Raw genomic sequence first — 25784 nt, 5'->3', positions numbered from 1 at the left:
GAATTAAAAAATTCTGAACCCCTTTTGAAATTCCCTTTAAATTTTCGCCTAAAGTTAAGAGATTGGGGCTCTACGAGCCCACATGTTAGGCCATTTTTGGACCTCGCCATGTCCAATTGGCCATCTTCTTTAAATTAATGGCAGCGAAAGTAAGCATCGCCTGCATCAAGTCCCCTTAAAGTAGTCCAACGCATACCATGCTTTTCTTTTGCATCTGCGAATACACGCTCAATCGTTTCTTTACGTTTTGCACATATAGGTTTTACATCTTGATGGTGACGCAGATGATCTGCTTCTTCCACACGTGTTTGCCAGATATGCCTTGTCACCACTTTTTGACAGTCTTTGCTTTCTGTACACCGAGATAAAAATGAGCATGTTGTACAAATTTGTTTTGGCGATTTGTACTCGCGATAGCCCTCTTTATTTGTTGTTGAGTACTTTAAAGTTTCGCCCGAAGGTCAAAGGTAACAATCAAAATGTTCATCGGATACATAGTCCTGTTTGCGGAAAAATCCTTCTTTGGTGCGAGGACGTGTATAAGGTAAAGCCGGTATGATTTCTTTGTTAAATAGGTAGCTTGTAATCGCTGGTGTTTTATAAGCTGCATCTGCGGCAACGGCTTCCGCTTTTCCAACTTTCTCAATCACTTGTTCAACTAGTGGCTCTAAGATCTGACTGTCATGTATATTTCCAGGTGTTACAATCGTTCCCAATACAAAACCGTTGCGGTCTGCGGCCGCGTGGAATGAATAGGCAAACTGTTTTGTTCGTTCATCTTTCACATAGTAGCCACTCTCAGAATCCGTTGTACTTTCTTTAATCTCTTTGGTCTCTTCTTTATCAAATTTATCTAGTGGAAAAGGCTTTTTTCCATGGTTTTCACGATCTTGATTGATTTCTTCTTGAAGACGTCCTTGATACGCTCGTGTTTCTTTACGAACGATTTTCTTATTTCCGTTTATTCGCACTGGCTTTCACATGTGTGGAATCCACGAAAACGTGTTCAGCACTTATTAACTTTTTATTAGCAGCTGTCATTAATATGCAAAAGTTGTTCCATCTAAAAGGTAAGACAAAGTTGATTGGAGCGGGTGTTCGAGACTCCTGCGGGAAAAGCGCGTCTAGGGGAGACCCCGCAGGCGAAAGCCGAGGAGGCTCCACGACCGCCCGCGGAAAGCGAGTGCCTGGAGTGGAAATCAACGTCCAAATAGACAAACTCGATTTTCATCGAGTTTGTCTATAGTCTGAGAAGGTGCCTTGTATGGCACTTTCTTTCTTTATCTTGACTTCAATTCTTCTCTTATCCGTACCGCTGCTTTGGGGAAATCGGTTATGATGCCGCTGCACCCCAATTTGAATAACCGCTTCATCTCGGTTTCTTCATTAATGGTATAGGGCCTTACAGGAACACCCATACTAACCGATGATTGAATGAGTGCATCAGGGGCAGCCCGGATATTTGGGTGAATTGCACTTCCGCCTATTGCCTTGGCATATATCCACGGCATGTATAGGCCATCCCTATATAGCGGTGCCGTTTCCAATTCTGGTGCCAATCGATGACAATTGACCAAACTGTAATGATTGAAAGAAGAAAGGATTATCCTTTCCTCCATTTCGTAGGTACGGATGAGCCGGATGACTTTCTCTTCCAAGCCTGGATACAGAAAAACCGTATTTTTCAATTCAATATTGCAAAAAAGCTGATTATCATTAAGCCAAATAAACAGTTCTTCAAGCGTGGGAATCTTTTCTTCACCAAAATTACCCTTATGGGTTGCGGAAGCATTAAGGGTTTTCAACTCCTTTAATGTCCGGTCTTTTACATACCCCGAGGCATTCGTGGTCCGATCGAGCTTTTCATCGTGGATGATGACCACTTCTCCATCTTTCGAGAGCTGGACATCCGTTTCAATTCCGTCCGCACCGACACGGGCAGCTTCCTTGAACGCCGACATCGTATTTTCCGGATGAGTTCCTGCAGAGCCTCGATGTGCAAAGATTAAGGTCATGATGAAACGCCGCCTCTCTCAAAAATTGTTATACACCGATTTTATGAACAGAAACAGCAAATTATTTTCATCTAGATCAATTCTACAATCAAAACGCAGGTGATTATTTTCTGCATAGAAGGTTCCTTTCCTCAAATCACTCCATTCCCTTTTACTATGTGCCGCTTTTTAAACCAAACAAAAACGCCTTTTATTTATGGGATTTGCTGCAAAATCCAATAAATAAAAGGCGTTTAATTTTTTTAACCGGCGTAAAAAGATTTGAAGTTGCCGATTAGAAAAAATCACGAAGCAACTTCTTCCTGTCCTTTACCTCCAGACGGAGAGTTCCTATTTATATTTAGCGGCTCTAGCCTTTATAAGGTCAATAGTTACCCTGAGTCTTAACAACCGGTATTACCCTACCCCTGTCAAGAAGCTTTATGTTCGAGGCGCAGCTTATCGGCAACCATGGCAATGAATTCGGAATTTGTAGGTTTTGCCTTTGTCATGCTTACGGTATAGCCGAAAAGAGATGATATGGATTCTATATTTCCACGGCTCCAGGCCACTTCAATCGCATGCCGGATAGCACGTTCAACTCGGCTGGCCGTAGTATTGTATTTTTTTGCGATATCCGGATATAAAACTTTGGTGATGGAACCCAATAATTCTATATCATTATATACCATGGATATGGCTTCCCTTAAATACAAATAGCCCTTAATATGTGCAGGCACTCCGATCTCGTGAATGATGCTTGTGATGCTTGCATCAAGGTTCTTCGGTTTGGATTCATTTTGGGGACGATAGCTAAATTGACTATGATTTTTTAAAACCGCCTGCCCTTTACCGCTTACCTGACGGATGTGATTGGCCAGATTTTCCATATCAAATGGTTTCAGGATGAAATAAGACGCACCCAAATCAACTGCTTTTTTCGTAACATCTTCTTGACCAAAGGCAGTAAGCATTATCACATTAGGCATGGCACCCCGTTTTACTTCACGAAGTTTCTCAAGTACACCTAACCCATCTAAATGAGGCATAATAATATCGAGGATCAAAATATCCGGATCAACGCTTTCTAGCATACCCAGGCAATCTTGACCGTTATGTGCCACCCCAATCACTTCCATGTCTTCCTGTGCAGAAATGTATTCTTCCAGAAGGCCAACAAGTTCTCTATTATCATCTACAACGCACACCTTAATTTTTTTCACGCTTGATTTCCTCCTCAACTACAATTGGTCTTTTTTTCTATATGACTAAATTCTATTGTAATTGAACTTTTCGACAATGGAAACTAAATTCCTTTTATTTTTGAAAAAATATAAGGAATTCAATATTATTCTCCGGATATCTCTTGTTTTCGACTTCGTTTGCTATTGGAATAAACCGTTTGTCGAAAAATCTTCATATCGTTTTCATTTTATCACATCGTTCCAAAAAAACCTCTATTTTTTGAAGAAATCAAAATTAATTCCGACCTAAACCTATGCTAATCATAATTTTCCATTAAAAAGGGGCATCCAAAAGGATACCCGGATTCTTAGCTTGCCTTTTCATAATTATCTTTGTCGTATATATTTATACCGGCTTCGTTTAACATCCATTCGATATGGACTCCATACCCACTTGTAGGATCATTAACGAATACATGGGTGACTGCACCGATTAATTTCCCATTTTGAATGATAGGACTGCCGCTCATACCTTGAACGATCCCACCCGTTTTTTGAAGCAATTCTTTATCCGTCACTTTTAAGACCATTCCTTTGATTGCAGGAAACTTCTGTGGGATGGAACTGACGATTTCGACATCGAATTCCTCCACTTCAGAACCATTCACCACTGTAAGGATTTTTGCTGGCCCTTCCTTTACCTCATGGGAAAGGGTGATGGGGAGTGGTTTGTCGTTAATTCCATTTTTAAAATCTTGATTTAATTTCCCAAAAATGCCAAAGGGACTATTACGATTGATATTTCCTATTTTTTCTTTATTGGAAGAAAAGCGTGCCAATTTTTCTCCCGGATCACCATTGCTTCCTTTTTCGATGGATGTGACCGTCGATTGAACGATCTGTCCGTCCTTAACAACAATCGGCTTTTTTGTATCCATATCGGATATGACATGTCCCAACGCCCCATATTTTTTTGAATCCGGGTGATAAAACGTCATCGTTCCGATGCCAGCTGCCGAATCACGGATATACAAACCCAATTTGTAAGTTCCTTCATTCTTATCTTTTAGCGGGAATAAGGTACTATGAAGCACTTTATTATCACGGTTAATGACAATTTTCAACGCCTCACCCTTTTCACCTGCCTGCTGAACAAAAGGGGTTACATCCCCCATCTTCTTTATCGTCTGACCATTGATTTCTGTAATAATATCACCGATTTCAATTTTCGCTTTTTCTCCCGGTGATTTTTTCCCCTGCGCCGTATCAATAAGATGATGACCTACTACGAGCACCCCAAGAGTATTAAGCTTCACTCCAATGGATTGGCCTCCAGGCATGACCCTAAAGTCTTTTAACACCCTGATGTCGACCTTTTTGGCAGGCAAGCCTGCTACATCGAGTAACACTTCATTCGTACCTGGTTTCTCGGCACCAAGCGTAATCGAAGCTTGTTCATCATGAAGCGAAATTCCATCACTGGATCCCGAAGTTTTTGCAGAAACAGGCAATGATTTGGAAATACTATATTGACTTCCTTCAAATAGTACAAGATGATTTGGAATTAAAAAATATTCACGAGATGGCTGGTATAACCCTAATGTTAATAGCGAAACAAGGAGAATTCCACCGATGATCCTGTTTATCCATATAAATTTCAATCCATTCACTCTCCTCGCTCTCTGAAACTTTATGGCTACACCTTTAATTTAGCCCTCATGACAGTCATTTATAACAGGTGCAAAAAATAAAAGCTATCCGTTTTTGGATAGCTTTACAATGAATGCTTATGATAAGTTTAAATAATCTTCTTACAGGCCCATCAAGATGTAATCTTCAGCCTTTTGGCCAGCTGGATTAATTCATTGGCATGTTGTTTCGTCAAGTCCGTAATCTCTACTCCCGAAATCATCCTGCCAATTTCTTTTATTTTTTCAGTTTCAATTAGCGGCTTGACCGAGGTATTCGTGCGTCCGGCCCTTACATTTTTCGCTATGAAAAGGTGAGTATCCGCCATGGCTGCCACCTGTGGCAAATGGGATATGCACAAAACTTGTGATCCAGTTGCCACTTTATAAATCTTTTCGGCAATGGATTGTGCAACCCGTCCGCTCACACCTGTATCCACTTCATCAAATATAATCGACGTTATCCCTTGATGCTTGGAGAAAATGCTTTTCAAAGCCAGCATGATCCTTGACAGTTCTCCACCAGATGCGATTTTAGAAAGAGGTTTTAACGGTTCACCTGGATTGGTGGAAATATAAAATTCCATTGAATCCAGCCCTGACTGATTAATGCCCCTATCTGACAATTCATCGAAAGTATAGGCTGTCTGAAGGAAATGAGGTTCAAAAATTGTTTTTTCCATATATAGATCCTTTAATTCCTGATGAATCTTTTTGGTTAGCTGCTGAGCGAATTTCTGGCGAAGTTCAGACAGATTCTTTGCTTCGACGATAAGATCTGCCTTGATGGATTTCATTTCCTTTTCAAGCTTCGCGATATGGGTTTCCCTATTTTGCAGCTTTTCGACTTCTTCTTCAATTGCGGCCCCATATTCCAGGATTTCCTCGATGGTCCGTCCGTATTTACGCTTTAGTTGATTTATTTCATTAAGTCGACTTTCAATGAATTCCACACGTTCTGTATCATAATCCAAAGAGTCCAATTGGTCCCGGATGTTTGACACAGCCTCTTCGAGCAGGAAGTAGCTATTTGAAACGGTTTCAGAGCTGTGCTTTAAACCTTCATCAAGCCCTGCCGCTTCCTCCAAATTATTCATGGCTACGGAAAGCCAATCAATTGCATGCTGCTCACCATTTAAAGCATTATAACTGGTTTGCAGCGCTTCATGGATTTTTTCGAAATTATTAATTTTCTTCCGTTCTTCCATCAATTCTTCATCTTCGCGTAATTTCAAATCAGCTTTTTGGATTTCATCGGATTGAAACTGGATCAAATCAAGGCGGTGGACCATTTGCTGTTCATTTTGGCTCAAACCATTCAATTGTTTAGAAGCGGTTTCATATCGTTTATATAGCTTTTGGTATTCAGTGAGTGCAGATGCGATTTTTTCACCGCCGAATTGATCGAGCAGCGGAAGATGGAGTCGTTCATCCATTAATTCCTGATGTTCATGCTGACCATGGATGTCTATCAATGTTCGCCCTATCTCACGTAAAGTGGAAATCGTCACCAGCTTCCCATTTACCCTGCAAACGCTTTTACCGCTTTGTGAGATATCCCTTCGAAGTATCGCCATCCCATCATTCATATCCAGGCCAAACTCTTCCGCTTTGGCAAAGACCGGGTGTTTTTCATCTTCAATTTGGAATAATCCTTCTATTTCAGCCTTCGACTCACCATGCCGAATGAACTCTGCAGAACCACGTCCCCCAACCAAGAGATGAACGGCATCTATTATGATTGACTTCCCTGCCCCTGTTTCTCCTGTCAAGACCGTCAAGCCTTTCTCAAATGAAACGGACAGGCTGTCTATGATCGCAAAATTCCTAATCGATAGTTCTGTTAACAAACTAGATCACCTCACAACATTATTAGAGCATGTCCAAGAATTTGCCGGAAATGATCTTTGCATCTTCCTCGGAACGGCAGATAATTAAACATGTATCGTCGCCGCCGATCGTCCCGAGTATTTCTTGCCAATTTAAATTATCAATCAATGCACAGATGGCCTGGGCATTACCCGGGAGCATTTTCATAACCAGCAAATTGTTGGCTGAGTCAATGCGTACAAAGGCATCGACAAGGATTCTCTTTAATTTTTGAAGTGGATTGAAACGTTGGTCGGCCGGCAGACTGTATTTATACCTTCCATCCGTTAAAGGAACTTTTACAAGGTGAAGCTCTTTAATATCCCTTGAAACGGTGGCTTGAGTTACATTGTATCCAGCTAATTTCAATTCTTCAACTAACTCATCCTGTGTTTCGATATCATTATTCGTTATAATGTCCCTTATTTTTATATGTCGTTGTCCTTTATTCATAAGTAGAAGCACCTCTTCTCAACTGTTGCTCATTTAATGGTAATGGTATCACTTTCAATATTAATGTTATCGGATTTTTATGCAATTGTACAACTTTTTTCTCTAAAATGAATACAAGTCTAATTTTTGCACTTACCTATTTTATGTATCCACTCAATTCCATGACGACAATGCATAATCAAAAAGCTCCTTTAGCCAACCATTCAGCCAAAGGAGCCATACAAAGTTCTAGCTATTCTTTTTTAAATTGGGCATGGGCCTCTCCAACGATGTCATCAACCGTTTTCGAAAGCAATAATGCTCCATCTTCCTTCGGCCCTTGCCAGTGTAAGTGAAGTAAAAATTCAATATTTCCATCACCGCCGGTAATCGGTGAGAAGGAGGCATCCTTAATATCATAGCCTTCCTTTAAAGAAAAAGAAATGATCTTATCCAACACTTGTTTATGGATTTTGGGATCACGAACAATCCCCTTTTTACCCACTTGATCCTTCCCGGCTTCGAATTGCGGTTTAACCAAGGCAACGACATCACTATTCGGGACGAGCAAGGTCTTTAGTACCGGTAAAATTAACGTAAGCGAGATGAAGGAAACATCAATGCTTGCGAAGTTTGGCATCTCCCCGTCGAGATCGGCGGGTGTAACATAACGGAAATTGGTTCTTTCCATTACTTTTACCCGCTCATCTTGCCTAAGCTTCCAGGCAAGTTGATTATAGCCGACATCAAGCGCATAAGACATTATGGCGCCATTTTGCAAAGCACAATCCGTAAACCCGCCAGTTGATGATCCGATATCAAGCAGTATTTTTCCATTCACTTGTAAATCGAATTCCCTTAATGCCTTCTCAAGTTTAAGACCGCCTCTTGAAACGTAAGGCATGACTTTTCCTTTGATCGTGAATTCTAGATCGACCGGCACTTTTTCCCCCGGTTTTTCGTATCTCTCTTCATTCGCGTAGACAAGGCCTGCCATAACCATACGCTTCGCTTTTTCACGTGTATCGGCCAAGCCTTGTTCTACAAGTAATACATCCACTCTTTCTTTCATCACTTTCATATTTTCAGGCCCTTTTTTCTTTTTTGGGTGTTATCATTTTAATCTTTTTGATGGCTGTATCAGTCGTCAGACCGATTTCTTCAAGAAGTTCATCGACGCTTCCATGTTCAATGAAATAATCAGGTATCCCCATTCGATCTATAATTGCCCCATAAAATCCTTGATCATGAGCATATTCAAGAACAGAACTACCAAAACCACCTTGAAGAACCGCTTCTTCTATTGTCAGGATTGGCATTTTTTCACCAAGGAGACTGCTTAGCATGTTCTCATCCAAAGGCTTAATGAACCGGGCATTGACCACCTTCACTGAATAATCCTCTTTCTCGAGCAGTTCTGCCGCTTCAAGAGCCATGGGAATCGTTGTGCCGAAAGTTAAGATGGCAGCATCCGTTCCTTCTTTAAGAACTTCCCACGAACCGATCGGAATCTGCTGTAATTCAGCATCCATCTCTACTCCCCAACCATTCCCACGAGGGAAACGCATGGCAATCGGACCATCATTATATTTTAAGGCCGTATTGACCATATGCTGGCCTTCGTTTTCATCTTTCGGCATCATCAGCACCATATTCGGTACGTGGCGCAAGAAAGCAATGTCGAAAACGCCTTGATGCGTTTCACCATCGGAACCAACCAATCCGGCACGATCGATTCCTATGAATACGTTCAAATTTTGACGGCAAATATCATGCACCACCTGGTCATAAGCCCTTTGCAGGAAGGTTGAATATATAGCCAGGAATGGTTTCATTTTTTGCGTTGCCAATCCGGCTGCAAAAGTTGCAGCATGCTGCTCGGCAATCCCTACATCATAGAAACGCTCTGGGAACTCTTGAGAGAAGCCCACCAATTTCGAACCTACGGGCATTGCAGGTGTAATCGCGACAATCCGCTCATCGTCACGGGCTAGCCTGCTGACAGTATCGCTTACGAGAGCGCTCCAAGCGGGACCCTTACTAGGGGATTTCACGAAATCACCTGTCTCGATCTTATATGGGCCAGTCCCATGCCAGTTCCCGGTTGTGTCCAACTCGGCAGGAGAATATCCCTTGCCTTTTTTCGTGATGACATGCAGCAGGACCGGTCCCTTCGTTTTCTTGGCATATCTTAAATTCTCAAGCAATTCTTCATAATTATGTCCATCTACTGGTCCAAGATAAGTGAATCCGAGTTCTTCGAAAAAGATTCCTGATACCAATAAATATTTCATGCTATCCTTCAAACGTTCAGCTGTAGCCGCAAGTTTACCACCGACTGCAGGAATTTTTTTCAAAAGCAGCTCCAATTCATCTTTTGCCCAGTTATATTTACCTGCTGTCCGCAATCTTCCCAATATCGTGTGTAAGGCACCTACATTGGGGGCTATGGACATTTCATTATCATTCAGGATAACGATCATGTCCTTTTTTTCATCACCGATATGATTCAACGCTTCAAGCGCCATCCCCCCTGTTAGGGCACCGTCTCCGATTACAGGCAAAATAAAGCTGTTTTCCCCTTTGATATCACGTGCAGCCGCCATCCCCATTGCAGCTGAAAGGGAAGTCGAACTGTGACCGGTTTCCCAAACATCATGGGGGCTTTCAATCATTTTAGGAAAACCGCAAAGACCTTTATATTTCTTTAAGGTGTCGAACTCTCCTGCTCTGCCAGTCAGGATTTTATGGACATAGGATTGATGTCCGACATCCCATAAAATTTTATCATTCGGACTGTCGAATTCTTTATGCAAGGCTATAGTCAACTCGACGACACCTAAATTGGGACCAATGTGCCCACCGGTCACCGATAATTTTTCCACAAGGAATTTCCGTACTTCCACACTTAACTCGACAAGTTCTTCATTATTCATCTTCTTCAAAAAAGAAGGGTCTTTTATAGATAGAAGATCCAAACAGGACCACTCACTTTCTGTCATTTTCGGTGGTTAGCATAAACAAAGCCTCATGAAAGAGGGCTATGGAAGACTTGACCGAAAAATTGGTTTTAAGTTAAAAAATAGCCGCCAACACCCAGGTGATTTCGGCGGCTTATTATACCTATTTTATCACGTATCTCAATTAAAAAATTCATTTTGATTTTCACATATTTTTGCACAATGAGTATACCACAAAACCTCAATTGATAACAAATTTAGCCACAATCAATGATTACGGTTCGCAATTAAATCAGTTAGTTCATTCAACAAACCCGTTTGTAAGGTTGTTTTTCCTAAAGCGGCATGGGCAAGTTCTATATGATGTTCCAACTTTTGCTTTGCCCCTTGAAGGGTTAGTAAAGAAGGATATGTGCTTTTATGATTCCCCACATCACTGCCAACCGGCTTGCCGATCAACTCGACTGACCCTTCAATATCCAGAATATCATCGCGAATTTGAAAAGCAAGCCCCAGGTGGTATGCAAAGTCACGTAAATGCAGTTGCTGTTCTTCACTCGCCCCTGCTAATATAGCACCGGAAAGGATGCTTGCAGTCAATAACTTCCCTGTTTTATGTTCATGTATATACTCCAATTCCTGAAGGGTCAGCTGTTTATTCTCACCTTCCATATCGGCAACTTGCCCCCCAACCATTCCTTCGGCTCCGGCGGACTTCGCAATTTCACTTACAAGGTTCAGCTTCATTTCAGCCGTGACCTCGGGATTGGTCATATCCGTCACCAATTGAAAGCTATAAGTAAGAAGTGCATCACCTGCCAGTATGGCCACCGCTTCACCGAACACTTTATGATTCGTCGGTTTTCCGCGGCGGAGATCATCATCATCCATTGCCGGAAGGTCATCATGAATCAAAGAATATGTATGAATCATTTCAATGGCAGCCGCTGCAGGAATCCCTATCCTCAAGCTTTTTCCAAATGCCTCCAAAACCGCAAAGACCAATAATGGGCGAATCCGTTTACCCCCTGCCTGCAGTGAATAGATCATGGCTTCTTTGACTACTGCCGGGGCTTTAAGTTTATTGACATATTCGACGATTTCCCGTTCTATAATTGCCTTATATTCATTAGAAAACATTTCAAAGGACGCCGTACCCATGTCATTCTTCCTCCTGTACAGCAAAGTTTTCAAGTTCCCCATCTTCGCGTAAAATTTGAGTCAACTGATCTTCAACAGCCTTAAGCTTTGAATGGCAAAGCCTTGATAAATCCATCCCTTGTTTATATATCGAAATGGCTTCTTCCAAGGGCACATCGCCTTCTTCCAACTGCTCTACAATTTTTTCGAGATTCTCCATCGCTTCTTCAAATGTAGCTTCCTGTTTTTTTGTCATGATTCAATCCGCTCCTTAATTTCTTTAATTTCACATTCAAGAGTTCCATCTTTTATCGAAACCGCTATCTTATCCCCTTTTGATACTTGCTGTGTACTTTTTACTAATGTCTCATCCTCAGCAAAAACCAATCCATAGCCCCGTTCCATGATTTTTAGTGGACTGAGAGCAGATAAAGTGGCTGTAATATGGACGAACTGCTGAGATTTATGCCGATAGATGGCTTCCATGGCCCTCCGTAAAACCTTTGCATGCTGCTGCAGTTCATCTTTCGCATTTTTCACCGCTTGTTCAGGATGCTGCTTTTTCAAAATATCGTTCAGCTGATTCAGCTCATCTCTCTTTTTCATGAAATATCGCGTGCTGGTCCTCCCTAGCCTGTCCATCGTCTTGTCTAGTTGTTCCAGCTTCTGTTCGTACATTTTATGTGGGTAACGGAAGGCATAAGACCTCTCCATCCTGGTCAAACGGGTTCGTTCAAAATTCACTGCTTCTTGAATGGAGCGGGTCAATCGATTCTTGCGGTTCATCAGGCGTTCGAGTATTTCATTCAAGTGAGGAACCGCTAACTCTGCTGCACCAGTCGGTGTAGGAGCACGCATATCGGCGACAAAATCAGCAATCGTAAAGTCGGTTTCGTGACCGACAGCAGAAATTACAGGTATATCGGAATCATATATAGATTCAGCCACTATCTCCTCATTGAAGGCCCATAGTTCCTCGATCGACCCGCCGCCCCTTCCGACAATGAGAACATCGCTTTCCGCCCTTGCGTTCGCCATGGAAATTGCCTTGGCAATCGATTTAGCGGCATTATTCCCTTGTACAAGTGCTGGATAAACGATGATCCTGGCGATCGGATATCTCCGCTTGATGGTTGTCAGGATATCTCTTAATGCAGCTCCGGTCGGCGAAGTTATGACCCCTACAGACTTAGGGTACTGCGGGATCGGCTTCTTGTGTTCGGCCAAAAACAAGCCTGCCCCCTCCAGCTTTTTCTTCAGCTGTTCATAAGCAAGATATAAATCCCCCACACCATCAGGGGCCATGCTTTTCACATAAAGCTGATACTGTCCTCCAGCTTCATATAATGATATATCACCCTTAACAAGTACCTTCATGCCATTTTCAGGAAGGAATTTCATGCCTTTATTATTGGCGGCAAACATGACGGAGAGAAGTCGTGCCTTCTCATCCTTTAAAGTAAAATACATATGTCCGCTTGTATGTTGTTTAAAATTTGAAATTTCACCTTTTATGTATACATTTTGCAAATGGGGGTCGGCATCGAACTTCCTTTTGATGTACTTCGTTAAAGCCGACACACTCAAATATTGTTGGTTGCTCATATAATGTCTCCTTCCGATGGAAATCGGATATAAAGAAAACTCACCTATAGATTATCATAAATCCATGAATGGAAAAAAAGCGGTCTCCCGTTATTATAAAACAAGAGGTCCGCTTCTTTAAAATAATTTAACGTTTTTTTCAGCTTTTTAATGCTTGCTTGTTTGATTCAAGAGCTTTTTGAGCAGATTTGACCGTATTCTTCATAAGCATCGTAATCGTCATGGGACCAACGCCTTTAGGAACAGGTGTAATGTATGAAGCCTTATTTTTCACTTCATCAAACGCCACATCACCGCAAAGCTTCCCTTCATCATTCCTGTTCATTCCGACGTCAATGACGATTGCGCCTTCTTTAATATGGTCACTCGTGATCGTGTCCCTCTTTCCGACCGCTGCCACAACAACATCGGCTTGCTTGGTATAATAAGCAAGATCCTTTGTCCGTGAATGACAGTATGTAACGGTTGCATTTGCGTTTAAAAACAATTGTCCGGCTGGTTTTCCGACGATATTACTTCTCCCTACGATGACAACATGCTTACCTTCAAGGTCATAGTCGATATACTCAAGCATCACCATGACGCCGTACGGAGTACAAGGTAAAAATGCATCTTGTCCCGTCATCATCCGCCCAATATTAATCGGGTGGAATCCATCTACATCCTTTTCAGGGGAAATCGCTTCAATAATCGCCTTTTCCTGAATATGTCCAGGCAAGGGCAGCTGCACCAATATACCATGAATGCTGTCATCCTGATTTAATTCAGCAATGCTCTGAATTAATTCCTCCTGAGAGAGATCCGCAGGCTTTTTAATTAGTACGGAATGCATACCCAAGTCCTCACAGGCCTTTTGCTTATGGCGCACATAAGTTTGAGATGCTTGATTGTCACCCACCAGGATTACAGCTAAACCCGGAACGACATTTTTTTCACGTAACTGTTGAACTTCCTTACTGATTTCCTGCCTAACTGACTCTGCAATTTCTTTACCATTAATGATTTGAGCTGACATTTGTTTATTCCTCCCAAGTTAATTTTGCTAAAGAAATTGCTGAGAGAATCCTTGTTCAAGGCTGCAGCTTTAGCTGCCGCTTTTCACCTTCACTTTGGATAAAACGGCATTTACAAAGCTGCTTGATTGATCATCACCGAATTTCTTAGCAATTTCAATAGCTTCATTCATTGCAACACTTACAGGAACATCTTCACTGTGAACCATTTCATAAACCGCGATCCGCAGTAAATTCCGATCAATGTTCGCCAGTCTTTCCAACGTCCAATTCTCTAAATTGTCCCTGATCATTCCATCAATTTGTTCACGATTTTCCGTTATCCCCATTACTAATTTCTTGAAATAATTATCAGTGGGAGCACCATCCAGTACGCTTTCCATTGCTTCTTCTGCATTCGAGTTGGCAATATCTATCTGATATAGTGCTTGAAGGGACTTTTCACGGGCTTCTCTTCTTTTCATAATCTTACTCCTTTTACATCTACTATTATATATGAAAATGCTAGAACAAACGAACATTAAATAACATTTTTTCAAAAATATTAAGATTCTCGCCATATTTTTTATAAAAACAAGCTAAATCCCACTAAATTAAAGGCCAAAATATTCAATATCTTGATTCAAGATTACATCTCAAGATTACTTTCCATTTAAACGGCCAACACAGTCCCATACTTTTTGAAAGTGTCAAAAAGCTCTTGCCTAGCTTTCATGCTCATATTTCACCTTTTACACTCTAACAGAAATCACCCTTGAATTAAAGGGAAATTTCCAGACACCGCCTTATTATGTTCATTTAAATTTAATATTATAAGCAGGCTCCAAAAACGGGTATCTTGGAGTTTACTTTCAAAAAAACAAAAACCCGGCTTTTTGCCGGGTTTTTGCTGGTGTGAATCGAATGAAGCCCACTTACACTTCTTGTTCGTAATCCGCTTCTTGTTTAGCGTTTTCAAACGCAATGCCCACTACATGAATGTTCACTTCGCCAGCGTCGATAGCGGTCATATTCAACAAAGCTTCACGAATGTTATCTTGCACTTCCTGAGCAACTTTCGGAATTGAAACACCAAACTTCATGACACAATAAAGTTCGACTTTGATGGATTCTCCCGTTAAGTCCACTTTAACACCTTTACCGTGGTTCTTTTTACCAAGCTTTTCAACAACACCCGTAGCGAAATTCCCACGCATATGTGCAACACCTTCAACTTCCGATGCAGCGATACCCGCAATCACCTCTATCACCTCAGGCGCAATCTCAACTTTGCCCAGCCCACTATTATAATCATTCATTTCGAGTAATTGGCCTTCCATTTCACTCATTCAAAAGCACCTCCTGTCTTCCTTTACATTATGAGTTCATTACATCATATATTTCAAGGAATTTGGTATTAAATTCCCCGGAAACAAATTGTTCATGCTGAAGTAACTTAATATGGAAAGGAATTGTGGTACTGATCCCTTCAATGACAAACTCACCCAAGGCGCGTTTCATCTTCTCGATTGCCTCTTCCCTAGTCGGTGCATGGACAATCAATTTAGCGATCATGGAATCGTAATACGGCGGTATCGAGTACCCAGGGTATGCCGCAGAATCCACACGAACCCCGTAGCCGCCTGGAGGTAAATACATTTGAATCTTACCTGCGGAAGGCATGAAATTCTTTTCTGGATTTTCGGCATTGATCCGGCATTCGATAGACCATCCGTTATAAGTGACATCCTCTTGCGAAAGCGATAGTTTGTTGCCTGAAGCAACTTTAATCTGTTCTTTAATCAAATCCACGCCCGTTACCATTTCTGTAACTGGGTGTTCAACCTGGATACGTGTATTCATTTCCATAAAGTAGTATTTTCTATTCACATAGTCATAAATAAATTCTACTGTTCCGGCTCCTGAATAGTTTACGGCAAGTGCAGCCGTCACAGCGGCCTGCCCCATTTCCGCACGTATTTCACCATCCAACGCCGGTGACGGGGTTTCTTCAACAAGTTTTTGCAAACGTCTTTGAACCGTACAATCACGCTCACCTAAATGGATGGCGTTGCCATGATTATCTGCCATGACCTGTATTTCAACGTGACGGAAGTCCTCGATGAACTTTTCAATATACACGCCAGGATTCCCGAATGCCGTCGCGGCTTCCTGTTGTGTGATGTTAATGCCCTTAATGAGATCTTCTTCCGTCCTTGCGACGCGGATACCTTTACCGCCTCCGCCTGCAGTAGCTTTGATGATGACTGGATAGCCCATTTCATTAGCTAGTGCTACACCCTCATCCGTATCTTTGATTATGCCTTTAGAACCTGGCACGATCGGTACACCAGCTTTGCGCATGGTTTCCCTTGCTACGTCCTTTGTACCCATTTTATTGATCGCTTCAGGGCTAGGACCGATGAAAATGATATTGCATTCACGGCATAGCTCGGCAAAGTCGGCATTTTCAGCTAGGAAACCATATCCCGGATGAATTGCATCGGATCCCGTTTTCTTGGCAGTGCTGATAATGTTGGTTTTATTTAAATAACTTTCTTTTGATAATTTAGGACCGATGCAATATGCTTCATCAGCAATTTGAACATGTAATGCTTCTTTATCTGCTTCTGAATAGACAGCAACAGTCTCGATTCCTAACTCCTTGCATGCCCGGATGATACGGACAGCAATTTCCCCGCGATTGGCAATTAATACCTTTTTAATCATTTAGAAACAGCTCCTCATTCCGGCTTTACTAAAAATAATGGTTGACCATATTCTACAAGCTGACCTTCTTTTACAAGGACTTCAACGATTTCACCGCTTACTTCAGCTTCGATTTCATTGAAAAGTTTCATGGCTTCCACGATGCAGACGATGGAATCCCCCGTTACTTTATCGCCTGCTTTTACGTATGCAGGTGAATCCGGTGCAGGAGATTGGTAGAATGTCCCTACCATAGGGGAAGTGATTTTATGTAAATTTTCCTGTTCAGTGACGGCTGCAGCCGGTTTTGCAGGTTCAACAGCTTTCGGTACTTCAGGGGCAGGGGCCGCTGCGGGCTTGACCTCTACAGCTGCATTGGCTTGAACAACATCTGGAGCAACTGCTGCTTGGTGTAATACTGTACCCGTTTCGGTTTTTTTCAATTTAATTTTCGTTCCTTCATTTTCGAAAACGAATTCACCGATATTTGATTGATCGACTAACTTAATAATTTCACGAATTTCTTGCACTTTCATTTTGTGGCACCCCTTGTCTAATTTAATATGAGTTTGTGAGGCAATAATATTTTATGTAACCCTACCCTTAGCTTATCCTACTTTGTCCAATACTGCACAAAGTAGCCGCTTTCTTTACGCGAATGCGAATAAACTGACTACAAACCCCATCTGTATTATAACAGATATTTCACTTTCTCAAAATATTGTTTCCCTAAGAAAATTGAAAAGTTTATGACCAGCTTCTAACATCATACAATATTAGCTTATACAAATTCAATGATAGATTAATTGTTACTGAATATCCATACTTCCATCTTACACCTTTATTATAATATTGTGAATATATATCAACTTGGGCACCTTAACGCTTGCTCTTTAATTTTGCATTTCATTCCTGGAAAACCAGCCATAATATCCATTGTAATTACTTTTCTAGAATATTACGGATGATCATTATCACCATTTCTATTTGAGTTCCTGATTCCAATCGACATAAAAAAGCTTTTCCTCTAAAGTTTCCAGGTTTGTGAGATCGTTTAAAAAATCATAATAAAAAAGCCTCCCATTTTTTTATTAAGGGGGCTTTCAAATTTTTATGAGGTTGAACTGTTCTGTATCAGTCACTTTTTTCTGTATGTGTGTTTACTTTTCCGGTTGGAAATCGACCACTACATTTTGTGCATCGCTCACTTCTTTCCTTACGAGGCGAATAATGTTATTTGCCTCTGTTTTCGTTTGTTTATCCGCCTTGACACTCACCTTAACATCCGTCCCGTCAACCCGGACCAGTGCGGCATTGTAATCCATGGCAACAATTAAGTTTTCGATGATATTTTCTTTCACTTTCGTTTCACTTAATTGTTCGATTTTTGCATAAGCCTCGTCTCTTTCTTCAGCTGATAGTTCTGTGTTGCCCATCTTTGCAGTCAATTCTTCATTCAGCTTCGCCCGTTCATCTTCAATCTGCATCCTTAACGATTCGAACTCATCTCCAGATGCAATGGTTACAGAGGAACCTTCTGTATTTTTGGAAGTTTCTTTTTCACTTTTGTTTTCCCCTTTTGTCTCTGCTTTGTTCTCTGTTTTATTTTCTTCCTTTTCCATTTGCTCTGTTGCCGTCATATCGGCGGCATTTTCTTCAGGAGCGGTTAAATAATAGACTGAAAGCACAACGACCAGACTTAGCATAGTCAATAACCAAACGGTTTGTTTTTTTAATAACATGTAGATTTTCCCCCTTATTTTTTAGGCATGACAGAAACCCTGTGACTCGGTACATCAAGTGAGCGTGTGACAGCCTCGATGATCCACTTCTTTATTTGAATGTTTTCGGCCCCTTTTGCGACTACCAGGACTCCTCGTACACTAGGTTTTTTCGTTTCGGAAATGATCGGTCCTTCTTTTTCACCGCTCTTGACCAAAACTAGCTGTTCATCAACGGATGTGTCTTCGACCGTCCTTTTGCCGCCTTCCTGGTCGGTTTCTTCAGTGACTTGTTTTTGGGTGACTTTATTTCTTTCATATACTTTTTTCTCGGATGCATCGACGTAGATTACGACTTTCACATCCTGGACGCCTGCGATGGATTCTAGTGCTTCCTTCATTTCATTCTGTAGATATATTTCATAGTCTTTTGTAGTCTTGAATTCTGATTTCTTCTGGCCGAATGTTTCAACATCCCCATCTTCTTCCTGCTGTTTATCATTATTGAATACAGTCGTCACTTCAGATGTTTGTCCCGTCTTGTTGGTGGTTAACAAATTCCCGGCCATCATGATTCCCGATCCCAAAAGGACAACGATTAGAGCATAGACATACAGGGAAGGTTTTTTTTCCTTAGGCTCTTTTTGGTCAGGGTCTTTATTTAATAGTTTTTGCAGCCAGGATAATGGACCTTTGTCTTTGTTCAATACTCAGTCACTTCCTTTCCCCGGCGATTTCAATGATCTCTTCATCAACAGACCAACTTGTTGCCAGAAACCTTTTGACAGCATCCAGATTGGCATCATTAGAAGTGGATGGGCTATCTGTATTGATATCAACCTTCGCTACTGCCTCTATCTCCGAGTTTTCTTTCCCTTCTGCCTTTTCCAATGAGATGGTTATGTTCTGCAGATCATCAACACCCGGCTCTTCCTCATTCTTGACCCCTACATCAATTGAACTAATCCTCATGTTATAATCCGCCATCAGCTCCTCTTCCACTTCTGCCTGTAAGTCAACAGCCATTTGTTTTAAAATATATGCACCCTGGGTAGCTTGTATTTCTTTTTTCTTCATTTCTGTCAAATTTCCTAAATCTTTTTTTTTCTGATCCTCAAATTCACTAGTGGCCGCAGTGAGAATATCATCGAAATCCTTATTGAATAATCCCAATATAGGAGTGATGATGATTGCAATCAGTAAAAGCCCGATAACCATTTTGGCATACTTCTGTAAAGCTGAATTCGGCAGAAGCATATCGATCACAGTAGCCAGCAGTACAAATATGATGATGTTGGATACCCAGCCAGCTAAAAAGCTCACCAAGTCCTCCTCCTTTCTAACGAACCATCAGGGTAATGTTTCCAGAGGCGATGATTACCGTGATACTTAAAAAAAACATGAGTGAGACAATGGCCAATGCGGCGAAAATATAAATCATGCTTTTACTTATGATGTCAAGGCATTTTATTACAGGTCCTCCGCCCAGCGGCTGCAAAAGACTCGCTGCCAATTTATAGACAAAAGAAATCATCAGGATTTTTATGGCAGGAAATGTGGTAATGAGCAAGAGAATGATGACGCCTGACAATCCCACTGTATTTTTCAAAAGGACGGAGGCACTAATGACCGTATCCGTTGCATCGGTAAACATGCGCCCTATGACCGGTATAAAGTTACCTGTCACGAATTTGGCTGTCCTGATCGTCACTCCGTCAGCTACAGCTGAGGATGCTCCCTGAACGGAGATCACACCAAGGAATATGGTCATGAATGCTCCAAGGATCCCGATGGCAAAATTACGGAGAAGTTGTGCCAGCTGTGTCACTTTGTAATGTTCGGTCAACGTGCTGACTATGCTTAAAATCGCTGCAAAGAATAATAACGGAAGGACGACGAACTGAATCAAGATGCCGCTTGTATTCATCAAAAACATCAATACCGGATGAAAGAAGGCTGCCGATACAAGTCCGCCTGAAGCAGCTATCAATGCCAAGAGTAAAGGGATGAGCGCCATTAAAAAGGAAATCATCAAATCTATCGTATCTTTTGTATATTCAATCGCCACATGAAAACTGTTAAGTGCCAAAATGATCAGCACCATATAAACGATTGCATAAGCGACCTTACTTACGGAGCTTTGCTCGAACGCATTCTGCAAAGACTGGAGGAACATGCTGAAAACGGTTAATAAAATGAGTGACCCCAGCAGCTTTCCATTCACGAGCAGTTCATGAAAAATGAATTTTGTGATTCCCTTTATCCATTCATCAAATGAAAATTTCTTATCGCCGCTTACAAAATCCATGAAGCTCCCTTTCTGGCTTTCCGGTAAGAATCCTCCATATTCCGTAACGATGTCATCCCAATATTGTTTGAGCTCATCGACGCCCAGCCTTTCTATTTGGGCTTGTACCAGTTCGGACTGCATGATCGGCTCTTGATCAACTTCACCATTTTCTGGATTCTCGGCAGCTTGTCCAATAGATGCATGCAAAAAAAAGAGTAAAACGAATAGTATGGATAAGTAAGGCATCCGCTGCTTCATACATTCACCTCATTGACTAGGAGTAATCCATTAACTTGGGAGCATCTGTAGAATCGTTTCGATAATGACGGTCAAAATCGGAATCGCCATGGCAAGAATCAAGATTTTTCCGCTCAATTCTATTTTGGAAGCGAGCGAACCTTGCCCTGCATCTTTTGTAATTTGGGAAGCGAATTCTGCAATATAGGCAATTCCGATTATTTTTAAAATGGTCTCTAGATACACGGTATTTACATTCGCATTAACTGCAATTTTTTCTAACATTAGAATGATTTCGTATATCTTGTCAGCTAAAAAAAGAAAAATGGAGCATCCTACAAAAACAACAAGCAGGAATGCTAAATTTGGTTTTTGCTCTTTGACGATCAGTGCCAAAAAGGTGGCAACTAGGGCAATGGCCACGATTTTTATGATTTCAATCGCGAATCCCTCCCTTACTGAAATAGAAATACAGATTTAATTTTTTGAAATAAATCCTCTACTACAGAAGCAACCATGAATAAAATATAGATAAATCCGAAAAGTGTCACCCACTGGGCATATTCCTTCTTCCCAACCTGATCGAGTATCGTGTGAAGAAATGCCACGACAAGCCCCACACCCGCTATTTTAAATATGATGTCCACGTCAATGCCCATTTTCATTCCCCCCACATATTCCTACATCAGCAAGATGATCAATAATAGCCCTGATAAAAAACCAAGACTTTTCATCATTTTTTCATATTTCCCCTGGCGGTCGAGTGCATCGGTTTCTTCCCGTTCCAGATGTGCCATCGTTAGCATGATTTGCTTTTGCTGATGATATTTATCGCTTTTCCCAAGCGTCTCCCCAAACTGTGAAAGAATCTCGAATTCTCCCTGTTTTAAAGCAAGGGATTGCCATATTTTCTTCAAACTATCATCCCATGCTTCTTTGACGGTGGTTTCACCTGACTCGAGCCGATTTGCAAATGTATCGAAAAAGCTGGACAAAGGTTTGGCCATCTGTTTAGAAAGTTTCCTTGCCGCTTCTTTCAAAGGTGTATGACCGAACATGATTTCAGCTTCAAGCGATTGCATGGCGACTTTCAGCTGTCTCAGTTGACGAGGCCTCATACTTAATTTTTTCGCCGCTTCAAAACCTGCCCAAGTCGTCGCTATCATAATTATCGCTGCTCCTATTAACTTAAACATGCGGGTTCACACTTTCTCCCAAGTAAATGGGAACCCCTGCTGCATCAAGGACTTTGTAGCCCCTCCTACCGGATTTACTTCTTTTTAATTCAATAAAGCGTTCAAAGATGTTTTGCTTTAATATTTCAGCGATAATGGGTCGCTTCTTGATTTCATCCAGTGTATGGCCATGCGTGGTTATCATGAGTTTAATACCTGCATTCACGGCTTCCAGCACAGCCTGCGTATCCGCTTCCCTGCCTATTTCATCCACGATCAATACATCCGGGGACATCGAACGGATCATCATCATCATCCCTTCCGCTTTAGGACATCCATCGAGCACATCAACCCTTGTTCCGAATTCGAGCTGCGGCACTCCATGCACACATCCGGCAATTTCTGAGCGCTCGTCCACTATCCCCACCTTTTGAGGGGCAATGCCGAGTTTTTCATTACCACTGGATATCATTCTTGCAATATCACGTAATATGGTCGTTTTTCCCGTTTGCGGAGCACCGATCAACATGGTATGCTGCCATTCCCCGTCATATAAATATGAAGTGAGAGGTTCAGCTGCACCTATTTTTTCACGTGCAACCCGAATATTGAATGAGGAAATATCCCTGATCGCTTTGACCGAACCATTTTCCAGGATCACCTTGCCAGCAAGCCCCACCCGATGTCCGCCCGCTATGGTTATATATCCTCGCTTTAATTCTTCCTCAAGCGTATATAACGAAAATTGACCTATATTATTCAATAATTGATCTGCATCCGAATGGGTCACTTCATAGGAAAAAAAGTATGGTTCCCCCCCTACAATGACCTCAAGCGGCCTGCCAACCCGAATTCGCAGTTCTTCCATCCTATCGATCACCATCGGTGTCATACCGCGGAGTTGCTCGTATAAACTTTTCGGTAAAAAAGAAAGAATCGTTTCCATTTTGACAATCCTCCTGTATACACCACTTTCAATAAAATATATGCCGACAAGCACGCAATGATGACAGGCTATTAAAGAAACGGACCATTTATTGATTTTTTATAACTTCCTGGATCTAAAAAAGACCGAGAAATTAATCTCGGTCTACGTCTTAGTTGATTTCAGAAATCCGCCCCCTTTCCGCCGACTGTCTGCCAAGCCTCCTCGGCGCAAGCTCCTGTGGGGTCTCGGCTAGCCAGTTATTCGGCAGGAGTGCCGCAGATTTCTTCAATCCAGTGAGGGTTCCACTCCATAAAAAAGTAAAACATGAAGGGTAACCAAGTCTTCTTATAAAATCATGGTTTGGGATGAGACCATACGGACCTTCCAGACTGGGAACTTGAGGAGATGAGGATGCTTTTTAAACATGATCATGATTCGATCAGCATAACTTTAGACCAACTGGTGCCAGCTTGTAAAATGGAGATTAAAGAGGAATATCGTGTGTACAAATCATCCAATTGCATTTGTGCAGGACTCGTTCATCTTTATCACAGTGTTGTACAGAAAGTAAGGACCTTCAGAAAGTGGTGGCACTCCATATTGGCAGGAATATACGGAAGAAGCAGATCATCTGCGTCATCATGAAGTCCAATCCCATAAAAAATCAAAAAGGTTTCGGAATGAAACCATTCCGAAACCTTTTTGTCTGCAATTTGAGGCCGAGATATTAATCTCGGCCTTCTTTCATTTATGCACGTGATACGTAAGAACCTTCATTTGTATTGATCAATAGTTTGTCACCTTGGTTGATGAAAAATGGCACTTGAACCGAAAGGCCTGTCTCAAGTACGGCTGATTTCGTGCCGCCTGAAGATGTATCGCCTTTAATTCCAGGCTCAGTCTCCGCCACTTCTAGTTCCACTGTGTTTGGAAGTTCGACACCAAGAGTTTCCGCTTGGAAAGTCATGATATGTACTTCCATATTTTCCTTTAGGAACTTAAGTTCACGTTCAATGCTTGAAGCCGGCAGCTCGATTTGGTCATACGTTTCGTTATCCATGAATACATGGCTGTCTCCACTTGCATAAAGGTACTGCATCTTGCGGTTTTCGATATGTGCTTTAGCAACTTTTTCACCAGCACGGAATGTTTTCTCCTGGATTGAACCCGTACGAAGGTTCCGAAGTTTAGAACGTACAAAAGCTGCACCTTTACCAGGTTTAACGTGTTGGAACTCGATAACCTGCCAAATTCCATTGTCTACTTCAATCGTAACACCCGTGCGAAAATCGTTTACAGAAATCATAAATTTGTCCTCCTACATGTACATGTTTACAGAATGATTAACTCTTTAGTTGAATGAGTAAGTGCTTCGTTACCGTCAATTGTAACGATTGTATCATCTTCAATCCGCACTCCGCCTACGCCCGGTAAATAAATGCCCGGTTCAACGGTTACAGCCATACCTGGTTCTAAAATGATATCAGACCTAAAGGATAATGCTGGACCTTCATGAACTTCAAGGCCGATTCCATGTCCGGTCGAATGTCCAAAATACTGCCCATATCCCTTTTCTTCAATTAGATTTCGAGTTAGTGCATCCGCTTCCCTGCCAGTCATACCGGGTTTGATCCCAGCCATTCCTCTCAGTTGAGCTTCTAAAACAATGTCATAAATATTAATAAGTTCTTCACTTGGCTTGCCAACCGCTAATGTCCGAGTGATGTCAGACACATACCCGTTATAATATGCCCCGTAATCCAATGTGACAAAATCGCCTTTTTCGATGATTTTATCAGTAGCCACTCCATGCGGAAGTGCGGACCTTATGCCGGATGCTACTATAATATCGAAGGAAGAAGAAGTTGCCCCTTGTTTCCTCATAAAGAATTCAAGTTCATTGGATACATCCAGTTCCGTAATCCCTGGACGCAGGAAATCCAGAATATGCGTAAACGCAGCATCAGCAATAGCAGCCGCTTCCTTTAATATCTTAATCTCTGATGAAGTCTTTATCAAGCGTAAATTCTCAATAACCCCAGACACCGGCAAAAGTTGGCCATCAATGGCCGCTTCATAAGCTTTATATGTAGCATAAGTCAGGTGCTCTTGCTCAAAACCCAGCTTGCCGATATTCATCGCTTTAGCCTGCTTGCCGACTTCTTCCATGATGGTTCCTTTGTGTTGAACGACTTCATAGTCCGGTGCCTGCTTGCCCGCTTGTTCCACGTATCTGAAATCAGTGATGAATTTAGCTTCTTTTTGGGAAATGAGGACAACGCCTGCACTTCCCGTGAAGTTGGTCATGTATCGGCGGTTATATGTACTGGTGATCAAAAAACCATCAATGCCCACCTTTTCCATCGAGGCTCTTAAGTGCATTAGTTTATTCATTTAATTTCCCCCTTTGCAATCTTTGTGATCGCCTGCAACGCCAATTCATAACCGTGTATCCCCAAGCCGACAATCTGTCCCGCCGATACCGCAGCGGTCACTGATTCATGTCGAAAGCTTTCACGGGCATGTATGTTCGAAATATGCACTTCCACCACTGGAACATCAATTCCGGCTATTGCATCACGAATCGCATAACTATAATGAGTAAAAGCCCCAGGATTAATGATAATCCCGTCGATCCCATGATCCTCTGACCAATGGAGCTTGTCGATAATCGCTCCTTCATGGTTAGTTTGAAAAGAGGTTAATTCCACATTTAACCCTTGTGCTTGCAGCATTAATTGCGCTTCCACATCCGCAAGCGTCGAGGATCCATAATGCGCAGGTTCCCGCTTCCCCAAGCGATTTAAATTCGGACCATTGATTAGTAAGATTTTTGTCATCATCAAACACCTGCTCATGT

General features: G+C 41.8%; 27 protein-coding genes and 1 pseudogene. 1 reads left to right on the top strand and 27 read right to left on the bottom strand.

The window, feature by feature from the left end; all coding sequences use genetic code 11:
* Positions 1-85: 85 nt before the first annotated feature.
* The 24 genes and pseudogenes from AC2YHV_RS02135 to spoIIIAA form a co-directional block, all read right to left on the bottom strand.
* Positions 86-1014: pseudogene (locus AC2YHV_RS02135) on the bottom strand (transposase); the annotation flags it as partial.
* Between the two features lie 266 nt (positions 1015-1280).
* Positions 1281-2015: a glycerophosphodiester phosphodiesterase gene (locus AC2YHV_RS02130; RefSeq protein WP_191928966.1), complete on the bottom strand. Its 735-nt coding sequence runs from the start codon at positions 2013-2015 to the stop codon at positions 1281-1283.
* A gap of 410 nt (positions 2016-2425) precedes the next feature.
* Complete coding sequence (gene spo0A / locus AC2YHV_RS02125; protein ID WP_034308269.1) at positions 2426-3217, bottom strand: sporulation transcription factor Spo0A; 792 nt, start codon at positions 3215-3217, stop codon at positions 2426-2428.
* A gap of 329 nt (positions 3218-3546) precedes the next feature.
* Positions 3547-4839 carry a SpoIVB peptidase gene (spoIVB, locus tag AC2YHV_RS02120; protein WP_063575695.1) on the bottom strand — a complete coding sequence of 431 codons (1293 nt, stop codon included), beginning with the start codon at positions 4837-4839 and terminating at the stop codon, positions 3547-3549.
* Positions 4840-5000: 161 nt separating this feature from the next.
* Positions 5001-6716 carry a DNA repair protein RecN gene (gene recN, locus AC2YHV_RS02115; protein ID WP_487372488.1) on the bottom strand — a complete coding sequence of 572 codons (1716 nt, stop codon included), beginning with the start codon at positions 6714-6716 and terminating at the stop codon, positions 5001-5003.
* A gap of 22 nt (positions 6717-6738) precedes the next feature.
* Positions 6739-7188, bottom strand: coding sequence for a transcriptional regulator AhrC/ArgR (ahrC, locus tag AC2YHV_RS02110; protein ID WP_034308279.1), 450 nt, complete (start codon positions 7186-7188; stop codon positions 6739-6741).
* A gap of 232 nt (positions 7189-7420) precedes the next feature.
* A complete protein-coding gene (locus AC2YHV_RS02105; protein WP_057278791.1) occupies positions 7421-8248 on the bottom strand; it encodes a TlyA family RNA methyltransferase in 828 nt (275 codons plus the stop codon).
* A 4-nt stretch (positions 8249-8252) separates the two neighbouring features.
* On the bottom strand, positions 8253-10145 hold the full coding sequence (dxs, locus tag AC2YHV_RS02100) for a 1-deoxy-D-xylulose-5-phosphate synthase (RefSeq protein ID WP_057278879.1): 1893 nt from the start codon (positions 10143-10145) through the stop codon (positions 8253-8255).
* Between the two features lie 249 nt (positions 10146-10394).
* Positions 10395-11288, bottom strand: coding sequence for a polyprenyl synthetase family protein (locus AC2YHV_RS02095; protein ID WP_057278792.1), 894 nt, complete (start codon positions 11286-11288; stop codon positions 10395-10397).
* 1 nt (position 11289) lies between these two features.
* Positions 11290-11523: an exodeoxyribonuclease VII small subunit gene (locus tag AC2YHV_RS02090; protein WP_034308286.1), complete on the bottom strand. Its 234-nt coding sequence runs from the start codon at positions 11521-11523 to the stop codon at positions 11290-11292.
* A complete protein-coding gene (gene xseA, locus AC2YHV_RS02085) occupies positions 11520-12872 on the bottom strand; it encodes an exodeoxyribonuclease VII large subunit (protein WP_057278793.1) in 1353 nt (450 codons plus the stop codon). The genes AC2YHV_RS02090 and xseA overlap by 4 nt, the downstream gene beginning before the upstream one ends.
* 139 nt (positions 12873-13011) lie before the next feature.
* A complete protein-coding gene (gene folD / locus AC2YHV_RS02080) occupies positions 13012-13887 on the bottom strand; it encodes a bifunctional methylenetetrahydrofolate dehydrogenase/methenyltetrahydrofolate cyclohydrolase FolD (RefSeq protein WP_034308293.1) in 876 nt (291 codons plus the stop codon).
* A gap of 69 nt (positions 13888-13956) precedes the next feature.
* Positions 13957-14349: a transcription antitermination factor NusB gene (nusB, locus tag AC2YHV_RS02075; protein WP_034308295.1), complete on the bottom strand. Its 393-nt coding sequence runs from the start codon at positions 14347-14349 to the stop codon at positions 13957-13959.
* 450 nt (positions 14350-14799) lie between these two features.
* A complete protein-coding gene (locus tag AC2YHV_RS02070; RefSeq protein ID WP_222620245.1) occupies positions 14800-15204 on the bottom strand; it encodes an Asp23/Gls24 family envelope stress response protein in 405 nt (134 codons plus the stop codon).
* Between the two features lie 37 nt (positions 15205-15241).
* Positions 15242-16594, bottom strand: a complete 1353-nt coding sequence (accC, locus tag AC2YHV_RS02065) for an acetyl-CoA carboxylase biotin carboxylase subunit (protein WP_487372487.1) — start codon at positions 16592-16594, stop codon at positions 15242-15244.
* A 14-nt stretch (positions 16595-16608) separates the two neighbouring features.
* Positions 16609-17109 (bottom strand): acetyl-CoA carboxylase biotin carboxyl carrier protein, encoded by a 501-nt coding sequence (gene accB / locus AC2YHV_RS02060; protein WP_034308306.1) that lies wholly within the window; start codon positions 17107-17109, stop codon positions 16609-16611.
* A gap of 624 nt (positions 17110-17733) precedes the next feature.
* Positions 17734-18315: a SpoIIIAH-like family protein gene (locus AC2YHV_RS02055; protein WP_057278796.1), complete on the bottom strand. Its 582-nt coding sequence runs from the start codon at positions 18313-18315 to the stop codon at positions 17734-17736.
* 14 nt (positions 18316-18329) lie between these two features.
* Entirely contained in the window at positions 18330-19001 is a 672-nt protein-coding gene (gene spoIIIAG, locus AC2YHV_RS02050) for a stage III sporulation protein AG (RefSeq protein WP_048681803.1), read from the bottom strand.
* 7 nt (positions 19002-19008) lie between these two features.
* Entirely contained in the window at positions 19009-19617 is a 609-nt protein-coding gene (gene spoIIIAF, locus AC2YHV_RS02045) for a stage III sporulation protein AF (RefSeq protein ID WP_034308312.1), read from the bottom strand.
* Positions 19618-19633: 16 nt separating this feature from the next.
* Positions 19634-20842 carry a stage III sporulation protein AE gene (gene spoIIIAE, locus AC2YHV_RS02040; protein WP_034308314.1) on the bottom strand — a complete coding sequence of 403 codons (1209 nt, stop codon included), beginning with the start codon at positions 20840-20842 and terminating at the stop codon, positions 19634-19636.
* A gap of 30 nt (positions 20843-20872) precedes the next feature.
* Positions 20873-21253 carry a stage III sporulation protein AD gene (gene spoIIIAD, locus AC2YHV_RS02035; protein ID WP_223255841.1) on the bottom strand — a complete coding sequence of 127 codons (381 nt, stop codon included), beginning with the start codon at positions 21251-21253 and terminating at the stop codon, positions 20873-20875.
* 23 nt (positions 21254-21276) lie between these two features.
* A complete protein-coding gene (spoIIIAC, locus tag AC2YHV_RS02030) occupies positions 21277-21480 on the bottom strand; it encodes a stage III sporulation protein AC (RefSeq protein WP_034308319.1) in 204 nt (67 codons plus the stop codon).
* A gap of 21 nt (positions 21481-21501) precedes the next feature.
* Positions 21502-22017, bottom strand: coding sequence for a stage III sporulation protein SpoIIIAB (gene spoIIIAB / locus AC2YHV_RS02025; RefSeq protein WP_063575693.1), 516 nt, complete (start codon positions 22015-22017; stop codon positions 21502-21504).
* A complete protein-coding gene (gene spoIIIAA / locus AC2YHV_RS02020; protein WP_057278798.1) occupies positions 22010-22942 on the bottom strand; it encodes a stage III sporulation protein AA in 933 nt (310 codons plus the stop codon). Before spoIIIAA ends, spoIIIAB begins: the two co-directional genes overlap by 8 nt.
* A gap of 393 nt (positions 22943-23335) precedes the next feature.
* Between spoIIIAA and AC2YHV_RS02015 the strand changes: the two genes are divergently transcribed.
* Entirely contained in the window at positions 23336-23569 is a 234-nt protein-coding gene (locus AC2YHV_RS02015) for a hypothetical protein (protein ID WP_487372486.1), read from the top strand.
* Positions 23570-23672: 103 nt separating this feature from the next.
* Here AC2YHV_RS02015 and efp read toward each other — a convergent pair whose 3' ends face one another.
* Genes efp through aroQ form a run of 3 tightly spaced genes read right to left on the bottom strand, consistent with a single transcriptional unit; the run spans position 23673 to position 25764 of the window.
* Positions 23673-24230 carry an elongation factor P gene (gene efp, locus AC2YHV_RS02010; protein WP_034308328.1) on the bottom strand — a complete coding sequence of 186 codons (558 nt, stop codon included), beginning with the start codon at positions 24228-24230 and terminating at the stop codon, positions 23673-23675.
* A 26-nt stretch (positions 24231-24256) separates the two neighbouring features.
* A complete protein-coding gene (locus tag AC2YHV_RS02005; protein WP_057278800.1) occupies positions 24257-25318 on the bottom strand; it encodes a M24 family metallopeptidase in 1062 nt (353 codons plus the stop codon).
* The gene (aroQ, locus tag AC2YHV_RS02000; RefSeq protein WP_048677783.1) at positions 25315-25764 is read right to left on the bottom strand and encodes a type II 3-dehydroquinate dehydratase; all 450 of its coding nucleotides are present in this window, start codon (positions 25762-25764) and stop codon (positions 25315-25317) included. Before aroQ ends, AC2YHV_RS02005 begins: the two co-directional genes overlap by 4 nt.
* Between the last annotated feature and the right edge of the window lie 20 nt (positions 25765-25784).

This window comes from Peribacillus sp. SRI_006 (assembly GCF_057586375.1).
This window is presented reverse-complemented; position numbering and strand designations above follow the sequence as displayed.

What these genes read in the sequence shown, in the direction of transcription:
- AC2YHV_RS02130 (WP_191928966.1), bottom strand. Translation starts at nt 2,015, where the DNA reads ATGACCTTAATCTTTGCACATCGAGGCTCTGCAGGAACTCATCCGGAA.
- ahrC (WP_034308279.1), bottom strand. Translation starts at nt 7,188, where the DNA reads ATGAATAAAGGACAACGACATATAAAAATAAGGGACATTATAACGAAT.
- AC2YHV_RS02105 (WP_057278791.1), bottom strand. Translation starts at nt 8,248, where the DNA reads ATGAAAGTGATGAAAGAAAGAGTGGATGTATTACTTGTAGAACAAGGC.
- AC2YHV_RS02095 (WP_057278792.1), bottom strand. Translation starts at nt 11,288, where the DNA reads ATGGGTACGGCGTCCTTTGAAATGTTTTCTAATGAATATAAGGCAATT.
- AC2YHV_RS02090 (WP_034308286.1), bottom strand. Translation starts at nt 11,523, where the DNA reads ATGACAAAAAAACAGGAAGCTACATTTGAAGAAGCGATGGAGAATCTC.
- xseA (WP_057278793.1), bottom strand. Translation starts at nt 12,872, where the DNA reads ATGAGCAACCAACAATATTTGAGTGTGTCGGCTTTAACGAAGTACATC.
- folD (WP_034308293.1), bottom strand. Translation starts at nt 13,887, where the DNA reads ATGTCAGCTCAAATCATTAATGGTAAAGAAATTGCAGAGTCAGTTAGG.
- nusB (WP_034308295.1), bottom strand. Translation starts at nt 14,349, where the DNA reads ATGAAAAGAAGAGAAGCCCGTGAAAAGTCCCTTCAAGCACTATATCAG.
- AC2YHV_RS02070 (WP_222620245.1), bottom strand. Translation starts at nt 15,204, where the DNA reads ATGGAAGGCCAATTACTCGAAATGAATGATTATAATAGTGGGCTGGGC.
- accC (WP_487372487.1), bottom strand. Translation starts at nt 16,594, where the DNA reads ATGATTAAAAAGGTATTAATTGCCAATCGCGGGGAAATTGCTGTCCGT.
- accB (WP_034308306.1), bottom strand. Translation starts at nt 17,109, where the DNA reads ATGAAAGTGCAAGAAATTCGTGAAATTATTAAGTTAGTCGATCAATCA.
- AC2YHV_RS02055 (WP_057278796.1), bottom strand. Translation starts at nt 18,315, where the DNA reads ATGTTATTAAAAAAACAAACCGTTTGGTTATTGACTATGCTAAGTCTG.
- spoIIIAE (WP_034308314.1), bottom strand. Translation starts at nt 20,842, where the DNA reads ATGAAGCAGCGGATGCCTTACTTATCCATACTATTCGTTTTACTCTTT.
- spoIIIAC (WP_034308319.1), bottom strand. Translation starts at nt 21,480, where the DNA reads ATGGGCATTGACGTGGACATCATATTTAAAATAGCGGGTGTGGGGCTT.
- spoIIIAB (WP_063575693.1), bottom strand. Translation starts at nt 22,017, where the DNA reads ATGTTTAAGTTAATAGGAGCAGCGATAATTATGATAGCGACGACTTGG.
- spoIIIAA (WP_057278798.1), bottom strand. Translation starts at nt 22,942, where the DNA reads ATGGAAACGATTCTTTCTTTTTTACCGAAAAGTTTATACGAGCAACTC.
- AC2YHV_RS02015 (WP_487372486.1), top strand. Translation starts at nt 23,336, where the DNA reads ATGCTTTTTAAACATGATCATGATTCGATCAGCATAACTTTAGACCAA.
- efp (WP_034308328.1), bottom strand. Translation starts at nt 24,230, where the DNA reads ATGATTTCTGTAAACGATTTTCGCACGGGTGTTACGATTGAAGTAGAC.
- AC2YHV_RS02005 (WP_057278800.1), bottom strand. Translation starts at nt 25,318, where the DNA reads ATGAATAAACTAATGCACTTAAGAGCCTCGATGGAAAAGGTGGGCATT.
- aroQ (WP_048677783.1), bottom strand. Translation starts at nt 25,764, where the DNA reads ATGACAAAAATCTTACTAATCAATGGTCCGAATTTAAATCGCTTGGGG.